General features: G+C 62.5%; 21 protein-coding genes and 1 riboswitch. Of the genes, 11 read left to right on the forward strand and 10 right to left on the reverse strand.

The window, feature by feature from the left end:
- The 5 genes from K2U94_RS15555 to cysN are packed head-to-tail and all read left to right on the forward strand — an operon-like array spanning position 1 to position 5,409.
- Positions 1-1,671, forward strand: a complete 1,671-nt coding sequence (locus K2U94_RS15555) for a nitrite/sulfite reductase (RefSeq protein ID WP_243068075.1) — start codon at positions 1-3, stop codon at positions 1,669-1,671.
- A complete protein-coding gene (locus K2U94_RS15560; protein WP_243068076.1) occupies positions 1,658-2,161 on the forward strand; it encodes a DUF934 domain-containing protein in 504 nt (167 codons plus the stop codon). Before K2U94_RS15555 ends, K2U94_RS15560 begins: the two co-directional genes overlap by 14 nt.
- Positions 2,115-2,909, forward strand: a complete 795-nt coding sequence (locus K2U94_RS15565) for a phosphoadenylyl-sulfate reductase (RefSeq protein WP_425332528.1) — start codon at positions 2,115-2,117, stop codon at positions 2,907-2,909. The genes K2U94_RS15560 and K2U94_RS15565 overlap by 47 nt, the downstream gene beginning before the upstream one ends.
- On the forward strand, positions 2,906-3,808 hold the full coding sequence (gene cysD / locus K2U94_RS15570) for a sulfate adenylyltransferase subunit CysD (RefSeq protein WP_243068078.1): 903 nt from the start codon (positions 2,906-2,908) through the stop codon (positions 3,806-3,808). Before K2U94_RS15565 ends, cysD begins: the two co-directional genes overlap by 4 nt.
- Positions 3,808-5,409: a sulfate adenylyltransferase subunit CysN gene (gene cysN, locus K2U94_RS15575; protein ID WP_243068079.1), complete on the forward strand. Its 1,602-nt coding sequence runs from the start codon at positions 3,808-3,810 to the stop codon at positions 5,407-5,409. Before cysD ends, cysN begins: the two co-directional genes overlap by 1 nt.
- Positions 5,410-5,419: 10 nt before the next feature.
- Here cysN and K2U94_RS15580 read toward each other — a convergent pair whose 3' ends face one another.
- The 3 genes from K2U94_RS15580 to K2U94_RS15590 all read right to left on the reverse strand — a co-directional run bounded on the left by K2U94_RS15580 (position 5,420) and on the right by K2U94_RS15590 (position 7,063).
- Positions 5,420-5,878, reverse strand: coding sequence for a hypothetical protein (locus K2U94_RS15580; protein WP_243068080.1), 459 nt, complete (start codon positions 5,876-5,878; stop codon positions 5,420-5,422).
- A gap of 95 nt (positions 5,879-5,973) precedes the next feature.
- Positions 5,974-6,414, reverse strand: a complete 441-nt coding sequence (locus K2U94_RS15585; RefSeq protein WP_243068081.1) for a DUF3775 domain-containing protein — start codon at positions 6,412-6,414, stop codon at positions 5,974-5,976.
- A 73-nt stretch (positions 6,415-6,487) separates the two neighbouring features.
- A complete protein-coding gene (locus tag K2U94_RS15590) occupies positions 6,488-7,063 on the reverse strand; it encodes a hypothetical protein (protein ID WP_243068082.1) in 576 nt (191 codons plus the stop codon).
- On the opposite strand from K2U94_RS15590, the gene K2U94_RS15595 reads away from it, so the two are divergent.
- The 5 genes from K2U94_RS15595 (at position 7,062) to thiC (ending at position 11,193) form a co-directional block, all read left to right on the forward strand.
- On the forward strand, positions 7,062-7,625 hold the full coding sequence (locus K2U94_RS15595; RefSeq protein ID WP_243068083.1) for a L,D-transpeptidase: 564 nt from the start codon (positions 7,062-7,064) through the stop codon (positions 7,623-7,625). The genes K2U94_RS15590 and K2U94_RS15595 overlap by 2 nt on opposite strands.
- 81 nt (positions 7,626-7,706) lie before the next feature.
- The gene (locus K2U94_RS15600) at positions 7,707-8,165 is read left to right on the forward strand and encodes a Spy/CpxP family protein refolding chaperone (RefSeq protein ID WP_243068084.1); all 459 of its coding nucleotides are present in this window, start codon (positions 7,707-7,709) and stop codon (positions 8,163-8,165) included.
- Positions 8,166-8,201: 36 nt separating this feature from the next.
- Positions 8,202-8,471 carry a hypothetical protein gene (locus K2U94_RS15605; protein WP_243068085.1) on the forward strand — a complete coding sequence of 90 codons (270 nt, stop codon included), beginning with the start codon at positions 8,202-8,204 and terminating at the stop codon, positions 8,469-8,471.
- Positions 8,472-8,572: 101 nt separating this feature from the next.
- Entirely contained in the window at positions 8,573-8,839 is a 267-nt protein-coding gene (locus K2U94_RS15610) for a hypothetical protein (protein WP_243068086.1), read from the forward strand.
- Between the two features lie 361 nt (positions 8,840-9,200).
- A riboswitch (TPP riboswitch) is annotated at positions 9,201-9,303 on the forward strand.
- A 45-nt stretch (positions 9,304-9,348) separates the two neighbouring features.
- Positions 9,349-11,193, forward strand: coding sequence for a phosphomethylpyrimidine synthase ThiC (gene thiC / locus K2U94_RS15615; RefSeq protein ID WP_243068087.1), 1,845 nt, complete (start codon positions 9,349-9,351; stop codon positions 11,191-11,193).
- Between the two features lie 102 nt (positions 11,194-11,295).
- On the opposite strand, the gene hpnI is transcribed toward thiC, so the two are convergent.
- The 5 genes from hpnI to K2U94_RS15640 form a co-directional block, all read right to left on the reverse strand.
- A complete protein-coding gene (hpnI, locus tag K2U94_RS15620; protein WP_243068088.1) occupies positions 11,296-12,525 on the reverse strand; it encodes a bacteriohopanetetrol glucosamine biosynthesis glycosyltransferase HpnI in 1,230 nt (409 codons plus the stop codon).
- A gap of 16 nt (positions 12,526-12,541) precedes the next feature.
- The gene (locus tag K2U94_RS15625) at positions 12,542-13,150 is read right to left on the reverse strand and encodes an ABC transporter substrate-binding protein (RefSeq protein ID WP_243068089.1); all 609 of its coding nucleotides are present in this window, start codon (positions 13,148-13,150) and stop codon (positions 12,542-12,544) included.
- Positions 13,140-14,150, reverse strand: a complete 1,011-nt coding sequence (locus K2U94_RS15630; protein ID WP_243068090.1) for a lysylphosphatidylglycerol synthase domain-containing protein — start codon at positions 14,148-14,150, stop codon at positions 13,140-13,142. The genes K2U94_RS15625 and K2U94_RS15630 overlap by 11 nt, the downstream gene beginning before the upstream one ends.
- Before the next feature lie 107 nt (positions 14,151-14,257).
- Complete coding sequence (locus tag K2U94_RS15635; RefSeq protein WP_243068091.1) at positions 14,258-16,564, reverse strand: Tex family protein; 2,307 nt, start codon at positions 16,562-16,564, stop codon at positions 14,258-14,260.
- A gap of 106 nt (positions 16,565-16,670) precedes the next feature.
- Positions 16,671-17,747: a hypothetical protein gene (locus K2U94_RS15640; RefSeq protein ID WP_243068092.1), complete on the reverse strand. Its 1,077-nt coding sequence runs from the start codon at positions 17,745-17,747 to the stop codon at positions 16,671-16,673.
- Positions 17,748-18,161: 414 nt separating this feature from the next.
- Between K2U94_RS15640 and K2U94_RS15645 the strand changes: the two genes are divergently transcribed.
- Entirely contained in the window at positions 18,162-19,475 is a 1,314-nt protein-coding gene (locus tag K2U94_RS15645; protein WP_243068093.1) for a glycosyltransferase family 61 protein, read from the forward strand.
- A 45-nt stretch (positions 19,476-19,520) separates the two neighbouring features.
- Here K2U94_RS15645 and K2U94_RS15650 read toward each other — a convergent pair whose 3' ends face one another.
- Complete coding sequence (locus tag K2U94_RS15650; RefSeq protein WP_243068094.1) at positions 19,521-20,321, reverse strand: class I SAM-dependent methyltransferase; 801 nt, start codon at positions 20,319-20,321, stop codon at positions 19,521-19,523.
- Between the two features lie 90 nt (positions 20,322-20,411).
- Entirely contained in the window at positions 20,412-21,791 is a 1,380-nt protein-coding gene (locus tag K2U94_RS15655) for a glycosyltransferase (RefSeq protein ID WP_243068095.1), read from the reverse strand.
- Position 21,792: the final 1 nt, after the last annotated feature.

A 21,792-nucleotide genomic window follows, 5' to 3' on the forward strand; every position in this document is an offset into this window, starting at 1 on the left:
ATGTATGCTTTTGATGAATTCGACGAGCGGTTGGTGCGCGAGCGCGTGGCGCAATTCGCGAGCCAGGTCGAGCGACGCCTCTCGGGCGCGCTGACCGAGGACGAATTCAAGCCTCTACGTCTGAAGAACGGCCTCTATCTGCAGCTTCACGCCTATATGCTGCGCATAGCCATTCCCTATGGCGCCTTGAACGGGCGCAAGCTGCGCATGCTCGCCCATATCGCGGACGTCTATGATCGCGGCTACGGCCATTTCACCACGCGGCAGAATCTCCAGTTCAACTGGCCGAAGCTGAAGGACGTCCCGGCGATCCTGAGCCTTCTCGCCGATGTCGAGATGCATTGCATCCAGACCTCGGGCAATTGCATCCGCAATGTCACCTCTGACCATTTCGCCGGCGTCGCCCATGACGAGATCGAAGATCCGCGCCCGATCGCCGAACTGTTGCGGCAATGGTCGAGCCTGCACCCGGAGTTCGACTGGCTCGGCCGAAAATTCAAGATCGCGGTCACCGGCGCGGCGCAGGACCGCGCCGTGCTGAAAGCGCATGATGTCGGCGTGCGCATCGTCCGCGATCCGGCGAGCCAAAAGATCGGCTATTGCATTCTCGCCGGCGGCGGCCTCGGCCGGACGCCGATGGAAGGCAAGGTGTTACGCGACTTCCTGCCGCGCGAAAAACTGCTGAGCTATCTCGAAGCCGTGCTGCGGGTTTTCAATCTCGAAGGCCGGCGCGACAACAAATACAAGGCGCGTATCAAAATCCTCGTCCACGAGCTCGGGATCGACGCTTTCCGGGCCCGGGTCGAAGAGGAATTCGCCGCCATCGATTCCCCGCGCCATGATGTGGACCCGCGCGAATTCGCGCGGATCGCCGCGCATTTCGCCCCGCCGGCCCATGAGAGCCTGCCCGCCGTCTCGCGCAGGCTGGAAGAGGCGGTCGCGAAGGACGAAGCGCTGTCGCGCTTCGTCGAGCACAATCTCACCCGCCACAAGCAGCGCGGCTATGCGGCGCTGACCATTTCGCTGAAGCCCATCGGCCTGCCGCCGGGCGACCTGACCTCGCGCCAGATGCGGGCAATCGCCGATCTCGCCGAAAAATACTCATTCGACGAGGCGCGCGTCGCCCACACCCAGAATATCGTGCTGCCCCATGTCCGGCTCGACGACGTCGCCGATATTTTTGCGATCCTGCGCGCCGAGGGTCTAGGCGAGGCCAACGCCGGCCTGATCACCGATATAATAAGCTGCCCCGGCCTCGATTATTGCGCGCTCGCCACCGCGCGCTCGATCCCCGTCGCGCAGGCTTTGGCGCTGCATTTCGCCGATCCCGCGAAGCAGAAGGAGATCGGCCCGCTCAGCATAAAAATCTCCGGCTGCATCAACGCCTGCGGCCATCATCACATCGGCAATATCGGCATTCTCGGTCTCGAAAAGAAGGACGCCGAATCCTACCAGATTACCATCGGCGGCGACCCAGGCGATTCTTACGCGCTTGGCGAATTGCTCGGGCCGGGCCTGCCTGCCGAAATGGTTCCCGAGGCCGTCGATCGCATCGTCGCCGTCTATCTCGCACAGCGCCAATCCGGCGAGACCTTTATCGAAACCTACCGTCGTCTCGGCCTTGCGCCGTTCAAATCCGCATTCAAGGAGATCGCCGATGTTGTTGCTTGATCGTCACGGCCCCAAGGAAGACGTGTGGGAGCGCGCCGAATATCTCTGCCAGGCCGAGACCAAACAGGTGCTCGCTCCCCTCGCTTCAATCGTCGGCTCGGATGCGATCACTGACGACCTCAAGCTCGGCGCCTTGCTTGAGCCCAACCGCACGGTCGAGGAAGTCGCGCCCTTTTTCGACCGGCTCGATATGATCGTCATCCATTTTCCCAACGCCGCCAACGGGCGCGGCTTTTCGACAGCGCGCCAATTGCGCCAGGCGGGCTACAAGGGAACATTGCGCGCCTTCGGGCCCTTGATCGCCGACCAGTTCCCTCAGGCGCTCGCCTGCGGCTTCGACGAGGTCGAAATCATCGGCGCCGCCGCGACGCGCCAGCCGGTCGAGCATTGGATGGAGGCTCTGAATCGCATCAGCTTCCTGTATCAGCGCGATTATGGCGCGGATGACAGCATCCCCGATCAGCGCGTCGCGCGAGCCGCCAATGGCTGACGCGCTTCGCACGCTCGCCGGGCGGCTCGACGAGGCCTTCGCCCAGACCGATCTCGCCGGACGCCTGCGCCTGCTGCGCGAGGCGCTCGCCGGGCCCATCGTTTTCACCACCAGCTTCGGGATCGAGGATCAGGCGCTGACCCATGCGATCCGCTCGCAGGATCTCGACGTGGAATTCGCCACGCTCGACACCGGCCGGATGTTCCCCGAAACCTATGACGTCTGGGCGCGGACGGAGGAAAAATATCAACTGCGGATCAAGGCGTTCTATCCGGACGCCGACGCCCTCCAGGATTTGGTCGCCGACCAGGGCGTCAACGGCTTCTATTACGGCCTCGACATGCGCAAGGCCTGCTGCGACGTGCGCAAGGTCGAACCCTTGGGCCGCGCGCTCGCTGGCGCGCAGGGCTGGATCGCCGGCCTCCGCAGCGACCAGTCCGGCCATCGCGCCGGCCTGTGCTTCGTCGAATATGACGCGGCGCGCGGCCTGATCAAGGCGAGCCCCCTGCTCGATTTTTCGCGCGGCCAGATCGCCGCTTTTTGCGCGACGAATGAGGTTCCTGTCAGCACACTGCACGAGAGAGGTTTTCTCTCGATCGGCTGCGCCCCCTGCACCCGCGCGATCGAACCCGGAGAGCCGGAACGCGCCGGCCGCTGGTGGTGGGAGAGCGAAGACAGGAAGGAATGCGGCCTCCACGTCGGCGCCGACGGCCGTCTGCGCCGCGCGAAGGAATTGGCGAATTCATGATCCAGCTCACCCATCTACAGAAGCTCGAAGCCGAAGCCATCCACATTTTCCGCGAGGTCGCGGCGGAATGCGAAAGGCCGGTGCTGCTCTATTCGATCGGCAAGGATTCCGCGGTGCTGCTTCATCTCGCGATGAAGGCCTTTTATCCGTCGCGGCCGCCCTTCCCGCTGCTCCATGTCGATACGACCTGGAAGTTCCACGAGATGATCGAATTCCGCGACCACCGCGCGAAAGAACTCGGGCTCGAACTCCTGGTTCATATCAATGAAGACGGCGTGAAGGCGGGCGTCAATCCCTTCGAGTCCGGCTCGCGTCTCCATACCGACGTGATGAAGACGCAAGGCCTGAAACAGGCGCTCGACAAATATCGGTTCGACGCGGCTTTCGGCGGCGCGCGGCGCGACGAGGAAAAATCCCGCGCCAAGGAGCGCGTGTTCTCGCTGCGCTCGGCCGAACATCGCTGGGACCCCAAGAACCAACGCCCCGAACCCTGGCGGCTCTACAACACCCGCAAACGCCCCGGCGAAAGCTTTCGCGTCTTCCCGCTCTCCAATTGGACGGAAGCGGATGTGTGGGACTATATCGCCAGGGAAAACATTCCCGTCCCGCCGCTCTATTTCGCTAAAACGCGTTCGGTCGTGCGCCGCGACGGCGCGCTCATCATGCGCGACGACGAGCGCATGAAACTGCGTCCCGGCGAGGCGGTCGAGAACCTGAGCGTGCGCTTCCGCACCCTTGGCTGCTATCCGCTCACCGGCGCCGTCGAAAGCACCGCCGCGACCCTCCCCGAGATCATCGCCGAAATGCGCGCGTCGAAAGTTTCCGAACGCGAAGGCCGCATCATCGACCACGACGGCTCCGCCTCGATGGAGCAGAAAAAGCAGGAAGGCTATTTCTGATGACCTATGCTTTGGCGGAACGCGATTTTTCACGCGCCGCGCCCTTCGCCGCGCATGACGCGGGCGAAAAGGCCCTGCTGCGCTTCATCACCTGCGGCTCGGTGGACGACGGCAAATCGACCCTGATCGGCCGGATGCTCTATGACTCGCAGATGATCGCCGAGGACCAGCTCGCCGCGCTCGACCGCGACTCGAAAAAGTTCGGCACGCAGAACGGCGCGCTCGATTTCGCGCTGCTGGTGGACGGCCTCGCCGCCGAGCGCGAACAGGGCATCACCATCGACGTCGCCTATCGCTATTTCCGCACCGACAAACGCTCTTTCATCGTCGCCGACACGCCCGGGCACGAGCAATATACCCGCAACATGGCGACCGGCGCCTCGACCGCCGATCTCGCCATCATCCTGATCGACGCGCGCAAGGGCATATTGCCGCAGACGCGCCGCCATGCCTTCATCGTCGCCATGCTCGGCGTGCGCGACGTGGCGCTGGCGATCAACAAGATGGATCTGGTCGATTACAGCGAGGCGCGCTTCAACGCGATCGCCTCCGATTTTCGCGACATGGCGCGCGACCTCGGTTTCCGCTCGACCGCGCCGCTGCCGATCTCGGCGCTGAACGGCGACAATATCGCGACATTGTCCGAGCGCACGCCATGGTTCCAGGGCGAGGCCCTGCTGCCCTTCCTCGAAAATATCGAAACCACCGGCCCCCAAGCCGCCGAGGCGCCCTTCCGCTTCCCGGTGCAATGGGTCAACCGACCCAATCTCGATTTCCGCGGCTTCTCCGGCTCTGTCGCCTCCGGCGCGGTCAAAATCGGCGACGAAATCGCCTCCATGCCTTCGGGCAAGACCAGCCGCGTGCAGCGCATCGTCACCCAGGACGGCGATCTCGACATGGCGATCGCCGGCCAGTCGGTGACGCTGACGCTGGCGGAAGAAATCGACGCCTCGCGCGGCGACGTGCTGGTTGGGACGGACGAGCGCCCGGAGATCGCCTTGGAGGCCCGGGCGCGCCTGCTGTGGACGGCCGAGACCGATATGCATCCCGGCGCCTCTTATATCATCAAGCTCGGCGCCCGCACCGCCAATGCGGCCATCGCGAAGCTCCATCATCTGGTCGATATTCACACCTTCGAGCCGGAGCCGGCGCGGCCGCTCGGCCTCAACGAGATCGCCCTCGCCACCCTCCGTTTCGACCGGCCGATGATCCTCGGCGATTATCGCGACAATCGCGATCTCGGCGGCTTTATCCTGATCGACCGCATCACCAACGAGACGGTGGCCTTCGGTCTGATCGACCCCCGCCCGGCGCCGGAAGCGGAAGAAGTGGCGCCTGCCCCGGCGACCGAGACGGCGGATTGGCCCCGTCTGCGGCGGCGCCTGCGGACGCGGCTGGCGCCGGCTTTGTTCAGCGGGCTTTGCGTGGGATTGGGCGCGGTTTTGCTCGGCGCGAGCCCGGCCACCGGCGTGATCCTCGGCCTCGCCGACGCCGCCCTGCGCCCGCTGGCGCGCAGGCTCTGCGCCGATTATCGCCTGAACCGGGCGCGGCGCGCGGCAAGTCGTAGCGAGGAAACGCTCGGCGATGGCGGCGGGATCTGACCCCCGCCGATCACCAGCGGCGCGCCCAGCCGTGTCCCCAGGCTCCGCCGCCGTTCCAGGCGCCGGCCCAGCCGCCGCGCCAGCCCCAGCCGTAATAAACGGGGCCGCCATAGAAGAAGGGATCCGGCCCGTAAAAGCCGGGGCCGGGATTGTAATAATAGCGTGTGACCGTTTCGGAGATCGTGTAGCCGCGATCGAGCATGCAATTGGAATAGACCGAATTATACTGGTCCTGCAGCCCGAATTGACCGGCGATGGTCGCCGCCTTCACCGTCGCCGCATAGGCGCGCGCCCGGCATGCGGAATCGTCGCGCGCGAATTTCCTGTTCGAGACATTGGGCCCGGCGATGGCGCTGACAGTCGGCCCCGACGGCGGCGCGCTGGCGCAGGCGCCGAGCGCCAGGGGAAGCGCGAGAGCAAGCGCCAGGGGCGCGATTTTGGGAAATTTTTCGACTTGAGCAAAAGTCATCGGCGCCTCGCCTGCGAGTCGGCGGGGTCAAATTCGCACAAGCGAAAGCCCTGCGCAACTCATGTGGATTGCGCGGCAATCTCGCGGGAACCGCATTAAACGTCAGCGTCCGGCCCCTGATCGAAATCCCGGCAGGAATGGCCATAGGCGGCCAAGGCGTCCTCCAGATAATCCGGCAGAAGGGGCTCGCCGAGCAGATATTGCGCGGTCGGCGTCTGGCGGCGGTCGCGGGCCTGGGCCACGGCGTCCTCCCAGTCCGTCGACTCGAAATCGCCGCGCCCGATCCACATCAGCGCGACGAGCGCCGCCGCCTCGTCGTCGTCAAGATCAGCGATGAATTGCACGAGTTCGGCGTGCACCGGCCCATAGGCCGCGTCCGTCAGAATCGAGCGTTCGCCGTCGTCCGTGGCGTTGGAGGCGTCGGGCCTGGAGCCTTCGTCCTCGCTGAGCAATTCCCGCGCCTTGGCGGCGATGAAGCAGACTTTGCTCGGATTGATCTCCGGCATGGCGGGGTTGGTGTCGTCAATAATGCGCATGTCTCGACCGGCGCGCGCCGTCTCCCTTTTTGTTCAATATAGGCGCCTTATGGCGATTTCGCCTTGCGGCGCATCAACGATGCGGCTCGATGGTCAGATTTTCTATCCAGCGCGCGCCGGGCTGGATCTCATAGCGGTGGTCGCCGGTGAAAAAAGCCGCGCTCTGATCGTCGGGCGGGATGGCGATCTCGTCGAGGTCGATCGATTCCGGCTTGCCCGTCAGGCGATCCCCGTTCACGCTCAGGCTATAAATCAGCCCATGCGACATTTTCGCGCCATAATCCGCCGGGCTCTTGTAAAAGAATAACAAAGCGTGTTCGAGCCAGGACAGGTCAGAAGCCGTCACGACGGCCGGGTTGGGATAGGGATAAGGCACATGGCAAAGGACTTCCGGGCCCTCGACGCATTTGAACTCGCGCATCGAGAGGAAATATTGGGTGAACTTGCTGTCGTCGAAGTCGATCCTGAAGCGCGCCTTGTCGCCCTGCGGCGTGAAGGTCACGCGTCCGATCACGATGTGCTTGCCGTCCCTGGCGTGCAGCACGATATCCTTGACGCCGTCGAGCGCGGACACGGCCGCGGTCGCGCCTGACTGGCCCGTGGCAAGCCAGGAAAGAACAGCGGCGATAACTCTTACACGCGCGAACATGGCCCCTCCCCTTCCTTCCTTTAGCAGAAATCTGCGGCTGATCGCCGCCTTGCGCAAGCGCGTAGCGGCCGCATTGTTCGTCGCCGCCGCGCTCTGCGTCCCGCCTTCCATCGCGCAAGCGAAAAAAATCGTGCATTACGAGACGGAGGCCGGGCCCGGAACCATCGTCATCGAGGCCGCGCGGCGAAAATTGTTTTTCGTCCTCGGCGGCGGGCGGGCGATCGAATATCGCGTCGGCGTGCCGCGCCACGGCGCCGAATGGTCCGGCGAAACTTATGTCAACGGCAAATATGTTCGACCGGCCTGGGCGCCGACGCCCGAGATCAAGGAGGAGGAGCCTTGGCTTCCCGACGAGATCAACGGCGGCGCGCCGAACAATCCGATGGGCGCCCGGGCCATCACCCTCGAACGCTCCGAGGTCGCGATCCACGGCTCGACCCGGAGAATGCGCGCGACCATCGGCGGCGCGGCGTCGCATGGCTGCATAAGAATGTACAATGAGGACGTCATCGACCTCTATAAGCGCGTCCATATCGGCACCCCGGTTCTGATGCTGCCGTAAAAGGCGCGGCCTCGGCTTGTGGAAGGCAACAAATCCGGGCATGTTCGGCGCCATTCGGATGCGCCAAGGGAAGAAGATTCCATGAAAAAACATCTCCTCCTCGCCGTTGCTGCGGCCGTGCTGGCCCTGCCCCTGCTCCGCCCGGCGGCGGCGGAACCCTCCCAATCTCAGGCCCAGGCGCAGAAATTCGAGGCGGATCGCGCCACGATCGTCGACGCGCGGATCGCCGCCATCAAGGCTGGATTGCGCCTCGCTCCGGCCCAGGAAAAGGATTGGGACAATCTGGAAACGGTCGCGCGCGAGGTCATCGCCGCGCGGGCGGCGCGCCAACAGGAAGCGATGAAGGAAGCCGCCGCCTTTCACGACAAGGACGACGTCATCGACGGCATGAAACTCGCCTCCAAGGAGCTCATCGCGCGCGGCGAGGAAGTGCAGAAGGTCGCGGAGGCCGCGGCGCCTCTTTACGCAAGCATGGACGCGGCCCAGAAGCATCGCTTCGCCATGCTTCTGCACTCCTTCGCGCCCTCCGCCCAACATTAGACCGGCCCGCCACCCGAAGCTTGAAAAGAGGTTGAGATGCGTAAAAGCTTTCTGGCGGTGGGCGCGGCCTGCCTAGGCGTCCTTGCGGCCTTCGGTCCCGTTCTGGCTCAGTCGAGCCTGACGGTTCATCCGCGCCGCGGCATACCGCTGCCGTCCTATGTCACCTCGAGCGACGACTGGCTCAATCCCGGCAATGTCGTCCCCGAACATTCCGACCCCAGCCAGAATTACGCGCGTCTGGTCGAGGACCCGATCGGCAATATCGTCCCGGTGGGCCCGGATTACGGGCCGATGCCGTGGAACTGACGCCGGCCGGGCGACGCCGGCGCGAACTTGCCGCACGCTTGAAAAAAACGACGGAAATCGCCACCTCCACAATGGGGCGTTGCCCCTTTGGAGGCGCTCCGATGCATAAGCGTTTTCTCTCGGCCGGCGCGGCCCTTGCTTTAACTTTTGCGGCTGCCGGTCCGGCTTTCGCCATGTCGAGGCTGACGGTTCATCGCGGCCGCGGCATTCTTTTGCCCGTCTATGTCACCTCGAAACATTACTGGCTCTATCCCGGCCCCATCCCAAGGCGCCGAAGCGTCGCGGACAATTATGATTACATCCGCCTCGTCGCCGAGCCGGTCGGCAATATCGTCCCGGTGGGCCCGGACCTCGGCTTCCCATGGTAAGCCGTGAAGGAGCGCCGAGGCGCGGCGCGCCACCGGAAAGCTCATTTGCGCCGTCACTTACGTGATTTCGCTCAAGCCCCTGATCAATCAACTGGCGAAAGACGGAAATTTTCGGCGCGCCGACTCGCTGTTGAGATTGTCCCGCGGGTCGAAAGGTTCGATCTCGACAAGGGTGAGATATTCGGTGAAGCCGACGGCCACCCCGGGGACGGTCTTCGTCGAACTGTTGCGCTAACGCTGTCGGCGGGACAGGACAAATTCCACCGGCCCAAATGGCCGTCCATCCCTGGAGCGGATTTTCACCCCGATCTGGAGTGAATCGCTCCGCTTGCGCGGGCGCCCCTTCCCTGTTAGCTTTCTCCTTCATGCCATGGGGTGCTGCCCTCCCTTCGAGCGGCGGCTGAGATCATACCCATTGACCTGATCTGGATAATGCCAGCGCAGGGAAGGCGGGCGGCGAGGCCGCGTCTCTTTCTTGCGCGTTCATAAGGTTGAGCCGGGAGAGCGCGATGAACGTCCATTCGAAATCCGTCCGCAGGCCTGAAAGCGTCACCACCGGCCCCATTCCCGGCTCCCGCAAGCTGTACGTTTCGCCGGCCTGTTCGCCGGACATGCGCGTGCCGGTGCGCGAAATCCCGCTCGATCCCTCCTCCGGCGAGGCGCCCCTGCGGGTCTATGATCCTTCCGGCCCCTATACCGAGGCCGGTTTCGCCCCCGATCTCGCCGCCGGCCTGCCGCAGTTGCGCGAAGGGTGGATCGCGCGGCGGGAGGGGCTCGAAGCCTATGAGGGCCGCGGGATCAAGGCCGAGGACAATGGCTACGCCTCGGGCGACGCCCTCGTCGCGCCCTGCCCCGCGCAACGAACCCTGCGGCGCGGCCGGGCGGGTGGCCTCGTCACCCAGCTTGAATTCGCCCGCGCCGGGATCATCACCGAGGAAATGATCTATGTGGCGCACCGCGAGAATCTCGGCCGCGAGGCCGCGCTCGCCGGGGCCGCCGAGCGCCGCAACGACGGCGAGAGCTTTGGCGCCGACATCCCCGATTTCGTGACCCCTGAATTCGTGCGCCAGGAGATTGCCCGCGGGCGGGCGATCATTCCCGCCAATATCAACCACACCGAGCTGGAGCCGATGATCATCGGCCGCAATTTTCTGGTGAAGGTCAATTCCAATATCGGCAATTCCGCCGTCACTTCGTCGGTCGCCGAGGAAGTGGAGAAAATGGTGTGGTCGATCCGCTGGGGCGCCGACACGGTGATGGACCTCTCCACCGGCCGCAACATCCACAATATCCGCGACTGGATCCTGCGCAATTCGCCGACGCCGATCGGCACGGTGCCGATCTATCAGGCGCTGGAAAAGGTCGATGGCGACGCGCTCAAGCTCGACTGGGAAGTGTTCAAGGACACACTGATCGAACAGGCCGAGCAGGGCGTCGATTATTTCACCATTCACGCCGGCGTGCGCCTCGCCTATGTGCCGCTCACCGCGAGCCGCGTCACCGGCATCGTTTCGCGCGGCGGCTCGATCATGGCGCGCTGGTGCCTCTCCAAGCACAGAGAGAGCTTCCTCTACGAGCGGTTCGACGAGATTTGCGAGATCATGCGCAAATATGACGTCTCCTTCTCGCTCGGCGACGGCCTGCGGCCCGGCTCCAACGCCGACGCCAACGACGCGGCGCAATTCGCCGAGTTGGAGACGCTGGGAGAACTGACCAAGATCGCCTGGGACAAGGGTTGCCAGGTCATGATCGAGGGTCCCGGCCATGTGCCGATGCACAAGATCAAGGACAATATGGACAAGCAGTTGCGCGAATGCGGCGAAGCGCCCTTCTACACGCTCGGGCCGCTGACCACCGACATCGCGCCAGGCTATGACCATATCACTTCGGCGATCGGCGCCGCGATGATCGGCTGGTTCGGCACCGCTATGCTCTGTTATGTCACGCCCAAGGAGCATCTCGGTCTGCCGGACCGTGACGACGTCAAGACCGGCGTCATCACCTATCGCATCGCGGCCCATGCGGCGGACCTCGCCAAGGGGCATCCCGGCGCGCGGCTGCGCGACGACGCCATGAGCCGGGCGCGCTTCGACTTCCGCTGGCAGGACCAGTTCCATATCGGCCTCGATCCCGAGACCGCTTTGCGCTTCCACGACGAGACCCTGCCCAAGGAAGCGCACAAAGTCGCGCATTTCTGCTCGATGTGCGGGCCGAAATTCTGCTCGATGAGGATCACGCAGGATTTGCGTCAGGAAGCCGCCGCGCTCGCCGAACAGGCGGTTATTGAAAATGGCTTGGCGGACAAGAGCGCGGAGTTTCTGGAAAAGGGCGGCAAGCTTTATCTGGAGACGTGAGGCGGGCGAACTGCGCCCCCGGGCGCCCTTCGGCAATCAGGCCGTCATTGCTTCGCTGCGCTCGCAATGACGTTGCCGTGGCGGTCCGCGCGACGCCTGCGCTCAAGCGACCTCGGCTTCGGCGCCCTCGACATCGGTGGGCGCCATGCTGCCGTCATCGCCGAGCGCATAGTCGCGTCCGCGCCAATGGACCTGTCCGGGCAGGAAGCTGACGACGAAAATCGCGAAACTGAACAGGTCGCGGACGGGCCCAAGCCAAAGCGCGTGATCGTGGCCGGGAAAACGACGGTCGATTTCGACCTGCAGGACCATGCGGGCGAGGACGGCGGTGCCGACGAGGGCGACGAGCGCCGGCGCGAATCCGCTGACGACCAGGGCCAGCAAGGCCCAGGCGACCGGAAAACTCACCGCCAGGCCGATATAGCCGAGCGGGTCCAGCGAGCGGATGGTGCGCCCCCAGCGCAGGTCGCGCCGCCAAACCTCGCCGAAACCGCGCTCGGCATGAGCGTGGCCGACGACGAAATCGGCGACCGCCACCTGCAGGCCGTTTTCGCGCACCGCCTCGCCAAGCACATAATCATCCGCGAGTTGATCCTTGATCCGCTCGAAGCCGCCGATGTCTTCCAGCGTGCAGCGGCGCAAAGCGATGGTCGCGCCGACACAGGGCCGGGCCATGTTCAGCGCCACCCCGGTCAAGGCATTGGGCAGGAAGCCGTAGTCAACCCCCATCGCGCCAAGGCGCGACCAGAAGCCGGCCAGCGGCCGGCCGCGATAAAGACAGGTCACGATACCGACGTCCGGACGCTGGAGCGCCGCCGCCAGACGGTCGAGATAATCGGGCTCTACGGCGATGTCGCTGTCGGCCAGCACCACGAGCGGATGTTCGATGCGCCGCGACAGATTGATGAGATTCGAGACCTTGCCGTTGGTTCCGTGAATCGTCGGATCGACCACCAGTTCGACGCTAAGCTGCGACGGCGCGCCCTCTATCAGCCCGGCGCGCGCCAGGGCCACGATGCGCCGGGCAGCCACTGCGGCCGGATCCTTGGCCTCATGAACGCCAAGGAGAATCTGCACCGGCCCGGCATAGGTCTGGCGGCAGAAACTCAGCAGGTGCTCGTAAAGCCCGACCTCGGCGCCATAAAGCGGCTTGAGCACAGTCACGCCCGGCGATGTCGGCGCCGGCGCCTTGGCCGGCCGCGGAAAGCGCCGCAGACTGGCCAAGGCGAGAAAAGTGTAGAGAATGGCCGCGAGGGCAAGCACGGAAAGAGCCGCCGCGACGGGCGCCGCGAGAAACGCCTTCGCTATCGTGTCGAGCCACCCATGATCCATCGTCGCATCCGATCGTTCAAGGCGTCAGCAGCGATTCCGTGCGCTGACGCAGGGTCGCCACGGCGCCGGCGAAGCCGCTCTGACTCAGCCCGCGCAGTGAACGGCGCCATTGCGCCAATTCGCTGATCGAACCTTCCGCGAGAATGTCGCCGATTTTCCAACCTTTCGGCGTCCGGCGTACGACATAGTCGAGCGCCATCGGCGGCCCCTTGGTGAGAATGACCCGCGACGTCACGATCTGAGCGCCGTCGCGCGCGACGGTCTTGTCGTCGCGCTCGAAGCCCTTGCCGTTGAAGCCTTCGAGATGCGCCGCATAGGAGGCGGCGATGTAATCGGCAAGCGCGCCGGTCCATTCGGCTTTCTGGGCGTCGGTCAATGAGCCCCATCCGGCGCCATAGACGATTCTGGCTATGTCCGGCAGGTCGAAGGTGGCGCCGATGGGAGGCCGCAGGGCGTCATAGCGCTGCTTTACGCTCATCTGGCCGATCTTCGGGATGATTTCGAGCTGACTGTCCTGGAGCTGCTGGACGGCGGCGACAGCCTCGGCCGCGTCATCCGCCCGGGCGGCTGAAAGCGCGGGAAGGACGGCGAGGGCAGCCAGAAAAAACCGACGATCACAAACCATGGGACTCCTCCCTTGCCGAAAATTTTTGGCCGAAAAAGACGTCGCGCAAATTCGACCCCTCCATCTTCCGCCAAACCCACAGGCCCGGCGCGCCGCAGACGAAATCCGGAATGCGCTTGGTGAGCGACAAAGCAATGGCCGTGGGCGATCCGATGCCGAAGGCCGCGCACAGCGCGATGAAGCCGCCCTCCTGAATTCCCCAGGCGCCGGGAATGAGGAAGCCCGCCGCCCTCACCGCATGGCCGAGGCTCTCGATCGTCAGGGCGATGGCGAAGGAGCGCGGGTCGCCGAGCAGATAGAGCGCCAGCCAGATTTCGAACACGCCGAGGAACCATATGCCCATATGAATCGCCAGCGCCGCCGCAAGCCCGGAGCGGCGGCGCAGAACGCCGTCGAGCCCCTCGCGCAAAGCGGGCAGGCCGCTTACCAGCGCCCAGCCGGCGCCGCGCTCGACATAAGCGGCGAGGCGGTCGATCCAGCCCATCGAGAGCAGGCGCGGCGCGAGCCAGAAACCGGTCAACGCCGGAGCCATCATGACCAGGCCGATCACGACCGCAAAGGCAAGGTCGCTGCCGGCGCCGCTGTCCACCAGGAAGAAAACCCCAAGCAGGGTGAAAACGACCTGGGTCGCCGTCTGCGCCAGCAGATCGCCGATCACGCTCGCCGAGGCGAGTCCGCCGGGCACGCCCCCGTTGCGCAACAGCCGCGCGCCGAGCACGTCGCCGCCGATCTGCGCGACGGGCAGCAGATTATTCACCGATTCGCGCACCCAGCGCAGCCGGGCTACGAGCCAGGCCCGGGGACGCGGGCGCGACAGCAGCGCGCGCCAGGCGAAACTGGAAAGAAAGGTCTGGGCGAGCCGGAGCGCCGCCAAAGCAAACGCGCCGCCAAAGCCCACCGAGGCGAAAGCTTTCGCGACGTCTCCCGCCCCCTCGTAGAAGGTCAGGGCGGCGAACAGGCTCAGCCCCAACAGTAGGGCGAATCCGGCGGCGGTCTTCATTGCACAGCACTTAAACGCATTTTGCCGGGATGTCAGCCCGAACAGCCGCGCTCATGCGCAATATGCTGAATGTGTGTCCGCAAGGAAACGCTTCCACCCGCGACAAATCAGCGCCCTTTCGGCCGCTCGCGCGCCGCGCGGGCGAAAGCCTCGGCGAAGGCGTTGCCGCTCGGGGCCTGAGCTTTTTCCCGGCGCGGCGCGGGCCCCCTGCTCTCCGGCCGCGGCGGACGCGCGTCGGCGTCGTCTTCGAGGCGCATGGTCAAGGCGATGCGCTTACGGGGGACATCGACCTCCAGCACCTTGACATTGACCACATCGCCCGGCTTGGCGACCTCGCGCGGATCCTTGATGAAGGTTCTGGACATGGCCGAAATATGGACCAGCCCATCCTGATGCACGCCAATGTCGACGAAGGCGCCGAAGGCGGCGACATTGGTCACCACGCCCTCCAGAATCATGCCCGGTCTGAGGTCCGACAGGCTCTCGACACCCTCCTTGAAACTCGCCGTCTTGAATTCCGGGCGTGGGTCGCGGCCGGGTTTTTCCAGTTCGCGCAGCACATCGGTCACGGTCGGCGCCCCAAAGGCGTCATCGACGAAATTCTTCGGGCTCAGGCCGCGCAAAACCTTGGCGTTGCCGATCAGGGCGTGAATGTCGCTCTTGGTCGCGGCCAGGATTTTGCGCACCAAAGGATAGGCCTCCGGATGCACGCCCGAGGCGTCGAGTGGGTCGTCGCCGCCGCGAATGCGCAGGAATCCGGCGCATTGCTCGAAGGCCTTGGCCCCCAGGCGCGGCACTTTCTTCAAGGACTCGCGCGAGCGGAACGGGCCGTTGGCGTCGCGATGGGCGACGACATTGGCGGCAAGGTTCGTCCCGAGCCCGGACACGCGCGCGAGCAGGGGCGCGGAGGCCGTGTTGAGATCGACGCCGACCCCGTTGACGCAATCCTCCACCACCGCGTCGAGCGAGCGCGACAAGGTAGCCTCAGCCAAGTCGTGTTGGTATTGCCCGACACCGATCGATTTCGGGTCGATTTTCACCAGTTCCGCCAGCGGGTCCTGAAGCCTTCGGGCGATCGAGACCGCCCCGCGCAGGGTCACGTCGAGCTCCGGCAGTTCGCTGGCGGCGAAGGCGGAGGCCGAATAGACCGAGGCCCCCGCCTCCGACACCACGATCTTGGTCAGCTTCTGCTCGGGCATTTTGGCGATGAGTTCGCCCGCGAGCTTATCGGTTTCGCGCGAGGCCGTGCCGTTGCCGATGGCGATGAGTTCGACCTTGTGAATACGGCAGAGCCGGGCAAGCGCGAGCAGCGCGTCATCCCAGCGACGTTGCGGTTCGTGCGGATAGATGACGCCGGTGTCCACCACCTTTCCGGTGGCGTCCACCACCGCGACCTTGACGCCGGTGCGAAACCCAGGGTCGAGCCCCATGGTCGCCCTCGGGCCGGCAGGGGCCGCGAGCAGCAGGTCGCGCAGATTGCCCGCAAATACCTTGACCGCCTGATCCTCGGCGTTCTGCCACAGGCGTGAGCGGAGATCGACGGCGAGAGAAATTTTTATGCGCGTGCGCCAGGCCCAGCGCGCACAGTCCGTCAGCCATTTGTCGGCCGGACGGCCGCGATCGGCGATCCCCGCGCTGGCGGCGACCGCCTGTTCGTAAGCCGTCTCGCCCTGCAGGCTCGCGTCGGCCGCGCTTTCCGGCTCCAGGGCGAGATCGAGGATTTCCTCCTTCTCGGCCCTGAACAAGGCGAGGATGCGATGAGAGGGCAGTTTCGTCAGCGGCTCGGCAAAATCGAAATAATCGGCATATTTCGCCCCCTCCTGCGCCTTGCCGTCGCGGACTTTCGACACGATCCGGCCACGCGTCCAGAAATTCTCGCGCAGGCGGCCGATGAGGTCGGACTTTTCGGAAAATTGCTCGACCAGAATGGCGCGGGCGCCTTCGAGCGCCTCTTCCGGGGTTTTGACGCCCTTGGCCTCGTCCACATAGCGCGCCGCCTCAGTGCGCGGATCGCGGGTCGGGTCGGCGAGCAGGTCGGCGGCAAGCGGCGCGAGCCCGGCCTCGCGGGCGATGGTCGCCCTGGTGCGGCGCTTCGGCTTATAGGGCAGATAGATATCTTCGAGCTTGGCCTTGGATTCGGCCGCCAGAATCTCGGATTCGAGCTGCGGCGTCAGCTTGTCCTGCGATTTGACCGACTCGAGAATCACCTTGCGGCGGTCCTCCAGCTCGCGCAGATAGCGCAACCGCTCCTCCAGATTGCGCAATTGGGTGTCATCCAGCGCGCCGGTCGCCTCCTTGCGATAGCGGGCGATGAAAGGAACGGTGGAGCCGGCGTCCAGCAGTTCGACTGCCGCGGCGACCTGCCGCTCTTCGACCTTCAGCTCCAAAGCGATGCGGCGGGCGATCGAAACCATGCGCGACTCCTATGCGGGCCGCGCTTTTACCGCCGTCCCGTCGGGCGTTGCAAGTGGCGCGGGCGAGGATCGGCTACACTGCAAGCGACAGACGGGTTGCAAGCTGTCAGCGGACCGCTTCAAGCTCGGTGTCCCACTTGAGCAATTGCTCGACCGGCTTTCCATCGCATTCGTGCGGATCAATCTCGGAGCGGCAAACGGGGGGCGGATTCCATCCGTCGTTGACGGGCTTTCCATGGAAGGCGACGGACGGCCATATTTCAATCGCCGACGCGCCGAGCTCGACGCCAAGACGAATGGTCCCGTCCCAGTCCTTCAACAGGCCGGTGGTGGTTCCATCAGGACGCAGAGCGCCGGCCGAGGCGGTCTGGAACTGCATCGGCCCGCCCAGGGCCTTCATCGCGGCATAAAGCGTGCGATTCACTGGGAAAGGCGGCGCCGCGAGGTTGTGATTGCTGATGATGGCGCGGGCGCCGAGGGCGGCGCGGAACGCCCGCATGATGGCGATAGTAATCTGATTGTCCAGGGGCCCGTAAACGCCGGTCGTGACCCCCTGCGCGTCGGTTTTGACCGACAGAGTCTCGAAAGGATTCTGGGTGAAATCGACGCGGGTCGTTTTCCAGGCGTCATAATCTTGGATCGAATTCCGCAGGCAGGCCTTGAACTTGTCATTGGTGAACCCCGCCTTGAATAAGGCGACGATCGAGTCCGAATCGGTCGGATTGACATAGGGCTCGTCCGTCTGATGCGCGCATTCCGTGTTTGAAACCTGCGCGATGAGCGGTTCGGGATCATATCGCGCCGCCAGCCGCGCCTGCAGATTTCGCCAAGCTTTGCGGTATGAGTCGGTCCAGAACAGCGGCGCTTCCAAAATCCTGTTCCGGTTGACGCGAAGCTTGATCCCGACCGGCCCGCCATCGAGCGTCCTGACCCATTCCGGAGCGTCCACGGCGCCATTGACGCGGAGCACGACTTTCAACGGATGGCCGGGGTTTTCGTGATTGTAACGGCGAACCTTGTCGAGGGATGCGTCAATGACCGACGTATCCAAGCTGGCCACAGATTGCGGCTGCAACTGCCTCCATGTAACGTTGATGACATAGCCCGCCAGAACATTCGGCCTGGAGAACGCATCCTGCAGGTCATTTGCCCTGTCGCCCATCGACATGAGGCCCTTGATCAAGGGCTTTGCGCCCGTCGGGCAGTCGGCGCCATCGCAGCCTCTGGCGTCCAGATGGCTTGAATTCGGGTCAGCGCGGCTTTGCCCAAAGCCAACGCTAGGAAAAAAAATGATAACGGCAAGGCATGCTCCGACCCGGGAAATTACCGACGCCATGCTTAAGCCCCCAACTCGGAAAAAAACCCACCAATCGCGACTGCGAACTGGCATTTCCCTTAACAGTTTTCGCACCTTTCAAGAAATCGCTTGCATGCCCGCGATCGCTACGCCGATACTCCCACACGACCGTTTTCGACCTCGGAACACTTTGTTCGATCCCAGTAGCCCACGACTGGACTGCATATCGAACCCAAGCGCCGTCAACCCAAACCGCAAAGCTCGAAGACCGGCTTCGCCGGTTGCGCGCAGGATTATACAATGAAGTTCGCTAGCATCGAGGCAGACAAACGGGAGTTCTTCAAACAAATTTTATCGAAAAAGGATGATCTTTACGCCTTAGTAAAGTACTATATATTATACGATGGCGTTATATTTGGCGATCAAAAACAAATAGTTTTTAAGCTGTTAAAAGCCATACTTCAAGACCGCTATCCAGAACTTTCAATAAATTCTGTTTTCGACCAAGATGGAGCCTTTCAGAAAACGTTTGTGGAGCTAACCTGCCCGGAACTGAGTGAGCTATATTTCACCGAAAACGATACGCAATCCTTCGACGAGAAGATACTGCTAGAAGGAACTGAAAACGAGTTGCAATGCGCGGGCGCTTTTCCTACTATTCACTATTCAAGTAGCCTGAATAGAGCTCGACGCCCGCCGCTTTCTCTTTTTATAAGCGACGCAAAAAGCCTTTTCGTCGGCCCTTATCAATTCGAATATTTTGACGATAAAAATAATTTCTTTTACCCCGCTGCCTCCTCAAGACGATTCTCGAAAGAAGTCGTAAAATATAGACCGGAAGAAGTAGATAAAGACGTTGTCTTGATCCAGGACTCGGCCGACGGAGCCAATTTTGCTCATTTTCTTTTTGACTGGATGACACGCCTCAGCCTTCTGGTATCGAAAGGCGAGTGCGGATTGACGGATCCCATTTTTATCATGGGAGGAACCAGAGGCGTTTTCCACGATGTTTTGATCGATTCAGCCTGCAAGATTTTTAAACTTCGCCGCGAAATGTTCTATTTCCCAAGCGATCGTCAGATTCTGACTTTGAAGAAGAGATTTATGTTCTTCTCCGACCAGAAAATCAGGCGCATGCACCCCGCACAGCTTGCTCACCCTGAATCCGTGAGCCACATAAAAGCCTTGACCGCCCGATTTCCGATTGCACCGGCCCCGCATGCGAGGATCTTCATCACGCGCGAAGATGCAAAACTGAGAAAAATCCGCAACGAACATGAGTTAATTGAAGTTGCCCGGAAATATGACTTCACGATCGTAACGATGAGTTCCATGACCCTCTTAGAGCAGATTTCTGTCGTCCAAGGCGCGCAAATCATCGTTGGAGCGCACGGCATGGGCCTGACCCACATCGCGTTTCGTCGTGACCCTCACTTAAGCCTGATCGAACTCTTTCACCCTAGGATTGGAACCGACGCTTACGCCCTCATTGCGCGAGCTTACGGCTTTAAATATGACCTCTTGGTCGGCGAGGAAATTGAAGACAATCGCGGTTCATACGCGATCGATTGCGAATCGTTTGAAAAAAAATTGCAAGAAGCTGTAAAGATGTGAGCTGGCAACGTCGATGTCGACCACAAACCAGTCGACAAGAATCGTTTAACCCCGAGCGAAAAAAAGAGGACCCTTTGCAAGATCCGCGACGTCCGCGCGCATGAAGGCGCTGACATCTTGGTGATTATCGAACCCCTTTTCTTGCAGGAGAATTTGAATGAAACTCGTATTCTTAAGTATTTCTCTTGAATACCAAAAGGGGCTGGCGATCGCCACCCCATATCCCGTTCTCTTTGGATAATCGACAAATCCATAATCGGTCTCCTGGAACATTCTTACGAGTTTCTCAAAAGCTTCCCTTTCGAGATTATAATGCATCCAACTGCGACCTTTGTCGTTTTCCCAATCGAACCCACGCATTCGCTCCACCGGGAAGCGTCCTTGCGTCGTAAAGATCAAAACGCCATTTGGGCGCAGGGCCTTCAGAAGAAGTGGAAGCAGTTGCGACACCGTTTGGGACGGTAAGTGCGTAAAAACCGAACCAAGGAATATGAGATCATAGAAATTTTCGGCGATGCCCCCTTGCGTATCAAGGCATTGGAACTGCTCGACGCAAAATTGCACGCCCCGCGCGTCAAAATCGGTCACATGAACCTCGGCTTCCGGAAAGGCTGAACGAAAATAGCGCGTAACGCGCCCGTAACCACAGCCAAAATCAAATATTCGTTCAATGTTCGACAAGCCAAATTTGTAGGACGCTCTCAAATTCAAGCAATTGAAGACAGCCCAGAGCATGCTCCTCCCCACCGCAAAGTAATGATCAGGAGAATCTTTTTTATACATTGTGTCTTGCGGATGGACGTCACGGGAAGGAGACAGGCTCTGAACAATATCGAAACTATACATCGCGCAAGCACTCCGTAGGCAGTCCGTCTCTATCCCCTGGAAGAAACGAGGCGGCCAAAAGCAAGAAAATTAATGCGGAGCCACCATGTCTCAGGCTTCGTCGACGGAGCCGAACAGCGCCTCCAGATTGGGAAACTTTTCCGGCCCGATCTCGGCCGCCAAAGCTTTCGCATCGGGTTTGGGAGGCGGCGCGGGCTTCCCTTCCGGCTCGCCCCACACCTGCATATGGGCGTCGAACATGTCGAGCTCGCTCCAGTCCGGCTTGATCCCCTCATGGGCGCGGCGCCATTCCAGCTCGTTGCCGGCCAGCTCGGCGATGAGATCGGCGAGCGCGGCGCTATTGCGCGCAGGGAAGGTGAAGCCGTTCACTTCGTGCTTGACGCGCTCGCCGAGGCCGGCGATGTCGCTGACGATCGCCGGGCGGCCGAACATCCACGCCTCAGACACGACAAGGCCGAAAACCTCCCACCAGGTCGAGGGCGCGATCACCCAATCCACCATCATCATGCGTTCGGCGAGTTCGTCGCGGCTGTAGCGCCCGAGTTCGTGGATCCGGACGCGGTCGTCGTCGAGCGCGCGAATCTCCGCGATCAGGGCGTCGACCCTGGCGAGATAGTCCTTGGTCGCATAATGGCGGTTGCCGCCATTGATCATGATTTCGACGCCGCCTTCCGGCAGGCGTTCCTCGCGGGCGAGCAGCAGGACCGCGTCGAGAATGACGTCAATGCCCTTGTTGTCGATGAACTGGCCGAAAAAGCCGAAGCGATTGACGCCGCGACTGTGCCGCGAACGCTCGACGCGGGGCTCCGGATGGACTTGGCCGTTTGGAACGACATGGCATTTCGCCGGGTCGAGGCCCCAGTCCTGATAACGCCGCGAGATGAACTCCGACGGGAAGAAGAAAAAATCGCATTCGTCAAGGATCGCCTGGAGGCGCGCCTCGCGCAGGGTGAAGAATTCCGGGCGGAGATGCTCGAAACAGCCGTGACAGTCGATCGGAGTCGCCTTGCGGCAGAGGTCGCGATTGGTCGTTTTGACCATCTGGCCGCCGGCGAGACAGATCGCCATCATCTCGTGGAAGGTCATGCAGATTCTGGCGTCTGGCGCGGCCATGCGCGCGGCGCGGATCGATTCCACCCCGATGCGGTGATAATGATGGAAATGAATGACGTCGGGCGCGATCGAAGCGACCAGATTGTGGAAAAACTTGAGCGAGCGCCATTCGCCGACCGATTTGTGAACGAAATTATAGTGCTGGGGAAAGTAGAAATATTGGTTTTTCTCCCCCGGCATCGGCACGATCGGGGCGCCCGGCTTGCCGAACGCCCCCTCCTGATCGGCTTCCAGCGCCGCGACCATAAAGGCCTCATGGCCGCGCGCGATCGCCGCCTGACGCATTTCGTCGGCGACCTGCTGGGCGCCCCCGGGCGTGACGGACGGATGCATGTAGCTGACGAACAGAATGCGCATT

It is taken from the genome of Candidatus Rhodoblastus alkanivorans, from assembly GCF_022760755.1.
In the GTDB taxonomy this organism is placed as follows: domain Bacteria; phylum Pseudomonadota; class Alphaproteobacteria; order Rhizobiales; family Beijerinckiaceae; genus Rhodoblastus; species Rhodoblastus alkanivorans.

Coding starts and splice junctions, on each gene's coding strand:
- K2U94_RS15655 (WP_243068095.1), bottom strand. CDS start 21,791: ATGCGCATTCTGTTCGTCAGCTACATGCATCCGTCCGTCACGCCCGGG.
- K2U94_RS15610 (WP_243068086.1), top strand. CDS start 8,573: ATGCATAAGCGTTTTCTCTCGGCCGGCGCGGCCCTTGCTTTAACTTTT.
- K2U94_RS15635 (WP_243068091.1), bottom strand. CDS start 16,564: ATGGTTTCGATCGCCCGCCGCATCGCTTTGGAGCTGAAGGTCGAAGAG.
- cysD (WP_243068078.1), top strand. CDS start 2,906: ATGATCCAGCTCACCCATCTACAGAAGCTCGAAGCCGAAGCCATCCAC.
- K2U94_RS15605 (WP_243068085.1), top strand. CDS start 8,202: ATGCGTAAAAGCTTTCTGGCGGTGGGCGCGGCCTGCCTAGGCGTCCTT.
- K2U94_RS15650 (WP_243068094.1), bottom strand. CDS start 20,321: ATGTATAGTTTCGATATTGTTCAGAGCCTGTCTCCTTCCCGTGACGTC.
- cysN (WP_243068079.1), top strand. CDS start 3,808: ATGACCTATGCTTTGGCGGAACGCGATTTTTCACGCGCCGCGCCCTTC.
- hpnI (WP_243068088.1), bottom strand. CDS start 12,525: ATGGATCATGGGTGGCTCGACACGATAGCGAAGGCGTTTCTCGCGGCG.
- K2U94_RS15585 (WP_243068081.1), bottom strand. CDS start 6,414: ATGCGCATTATTGACGACACCAACCCCGCCATGCCGGAGATCAATCCG.
- K2U94_RS15580 (WP_243068080.1), bottom strand. CDS start 5,878: ATGACTTTTGCTCAAGTCGAAAAATTTCCCAAAATCGCGCCCCTGGCG.
- K2U94_RS15645 (WP_243068093.1), top strand. CDS start 18,162: ATGAAGTTCGCTAGCATCGAGGCAGACAAACGGGAGTTCTTCAAACAA.
- K2U94_RS15560 (WP_243068076.1), top strand. CDS start 1,658: ATGTTGTTGCTTGATCGTCACGGCCCCAAGGAAGACGTGTGGGAGCGC.
- K2U94_RS15595 (WP_243068083.1), top strand. CDS start 7,062: ATGGCCCCTCCCCTTCCTTCCTTTAGCAGAAATCTGCGGCTGATCGCC.
- K2U94_RS15555 (WP_243068075.1), top strand. CDS start 1: ATGTATGCTTTTGATGAATTCGACGAGCGGTTGGTGCGCGAGCGCGTG.
- K2U94_RS15565 (WP_425332528.1), top strand. CDS start 2,115: ATGACAGCATCCCCGATCAGCGCGTCGCGCGAGCCGCCAATGGCTGAC.
- K2U94_RS15630 (WP_243068090.1), bottom strand. CDS start 14,150: ATGAAGACCGCCGCCGGATTCGCCCTACTGTTGGGGCTGAGCCTGTTC.
- thiC (WP_243068087.1), top strand. CDS start 9,349: ATGAACGTCCATTCGAAATCCGTCCGCAGGCCTGAAAGCGTCACCACC.
- K2U94_RS15590 (WP_243068082.1), bottom strand. CDS start 7,063: ATGTTCGCGCGTGTAAGAGTTATCGCCGCTGTTCTTTCCTGGCTTGCC.
- K2U94_RS15600 (WP_243068084.1), top strand. CDS start 7,707: ATGAAAAAACATCTCCTCCTCGCCGTTGCTGCGGCCGTGCTGGCCCTG.
- K2U94_RS15625 (WP_243068089.1), bottom strand. CDS start 13,150: ATGGTTTGTGATCGTCGGTTTTTTCTGGCTGCCCTCGCCGTCCTTCCC.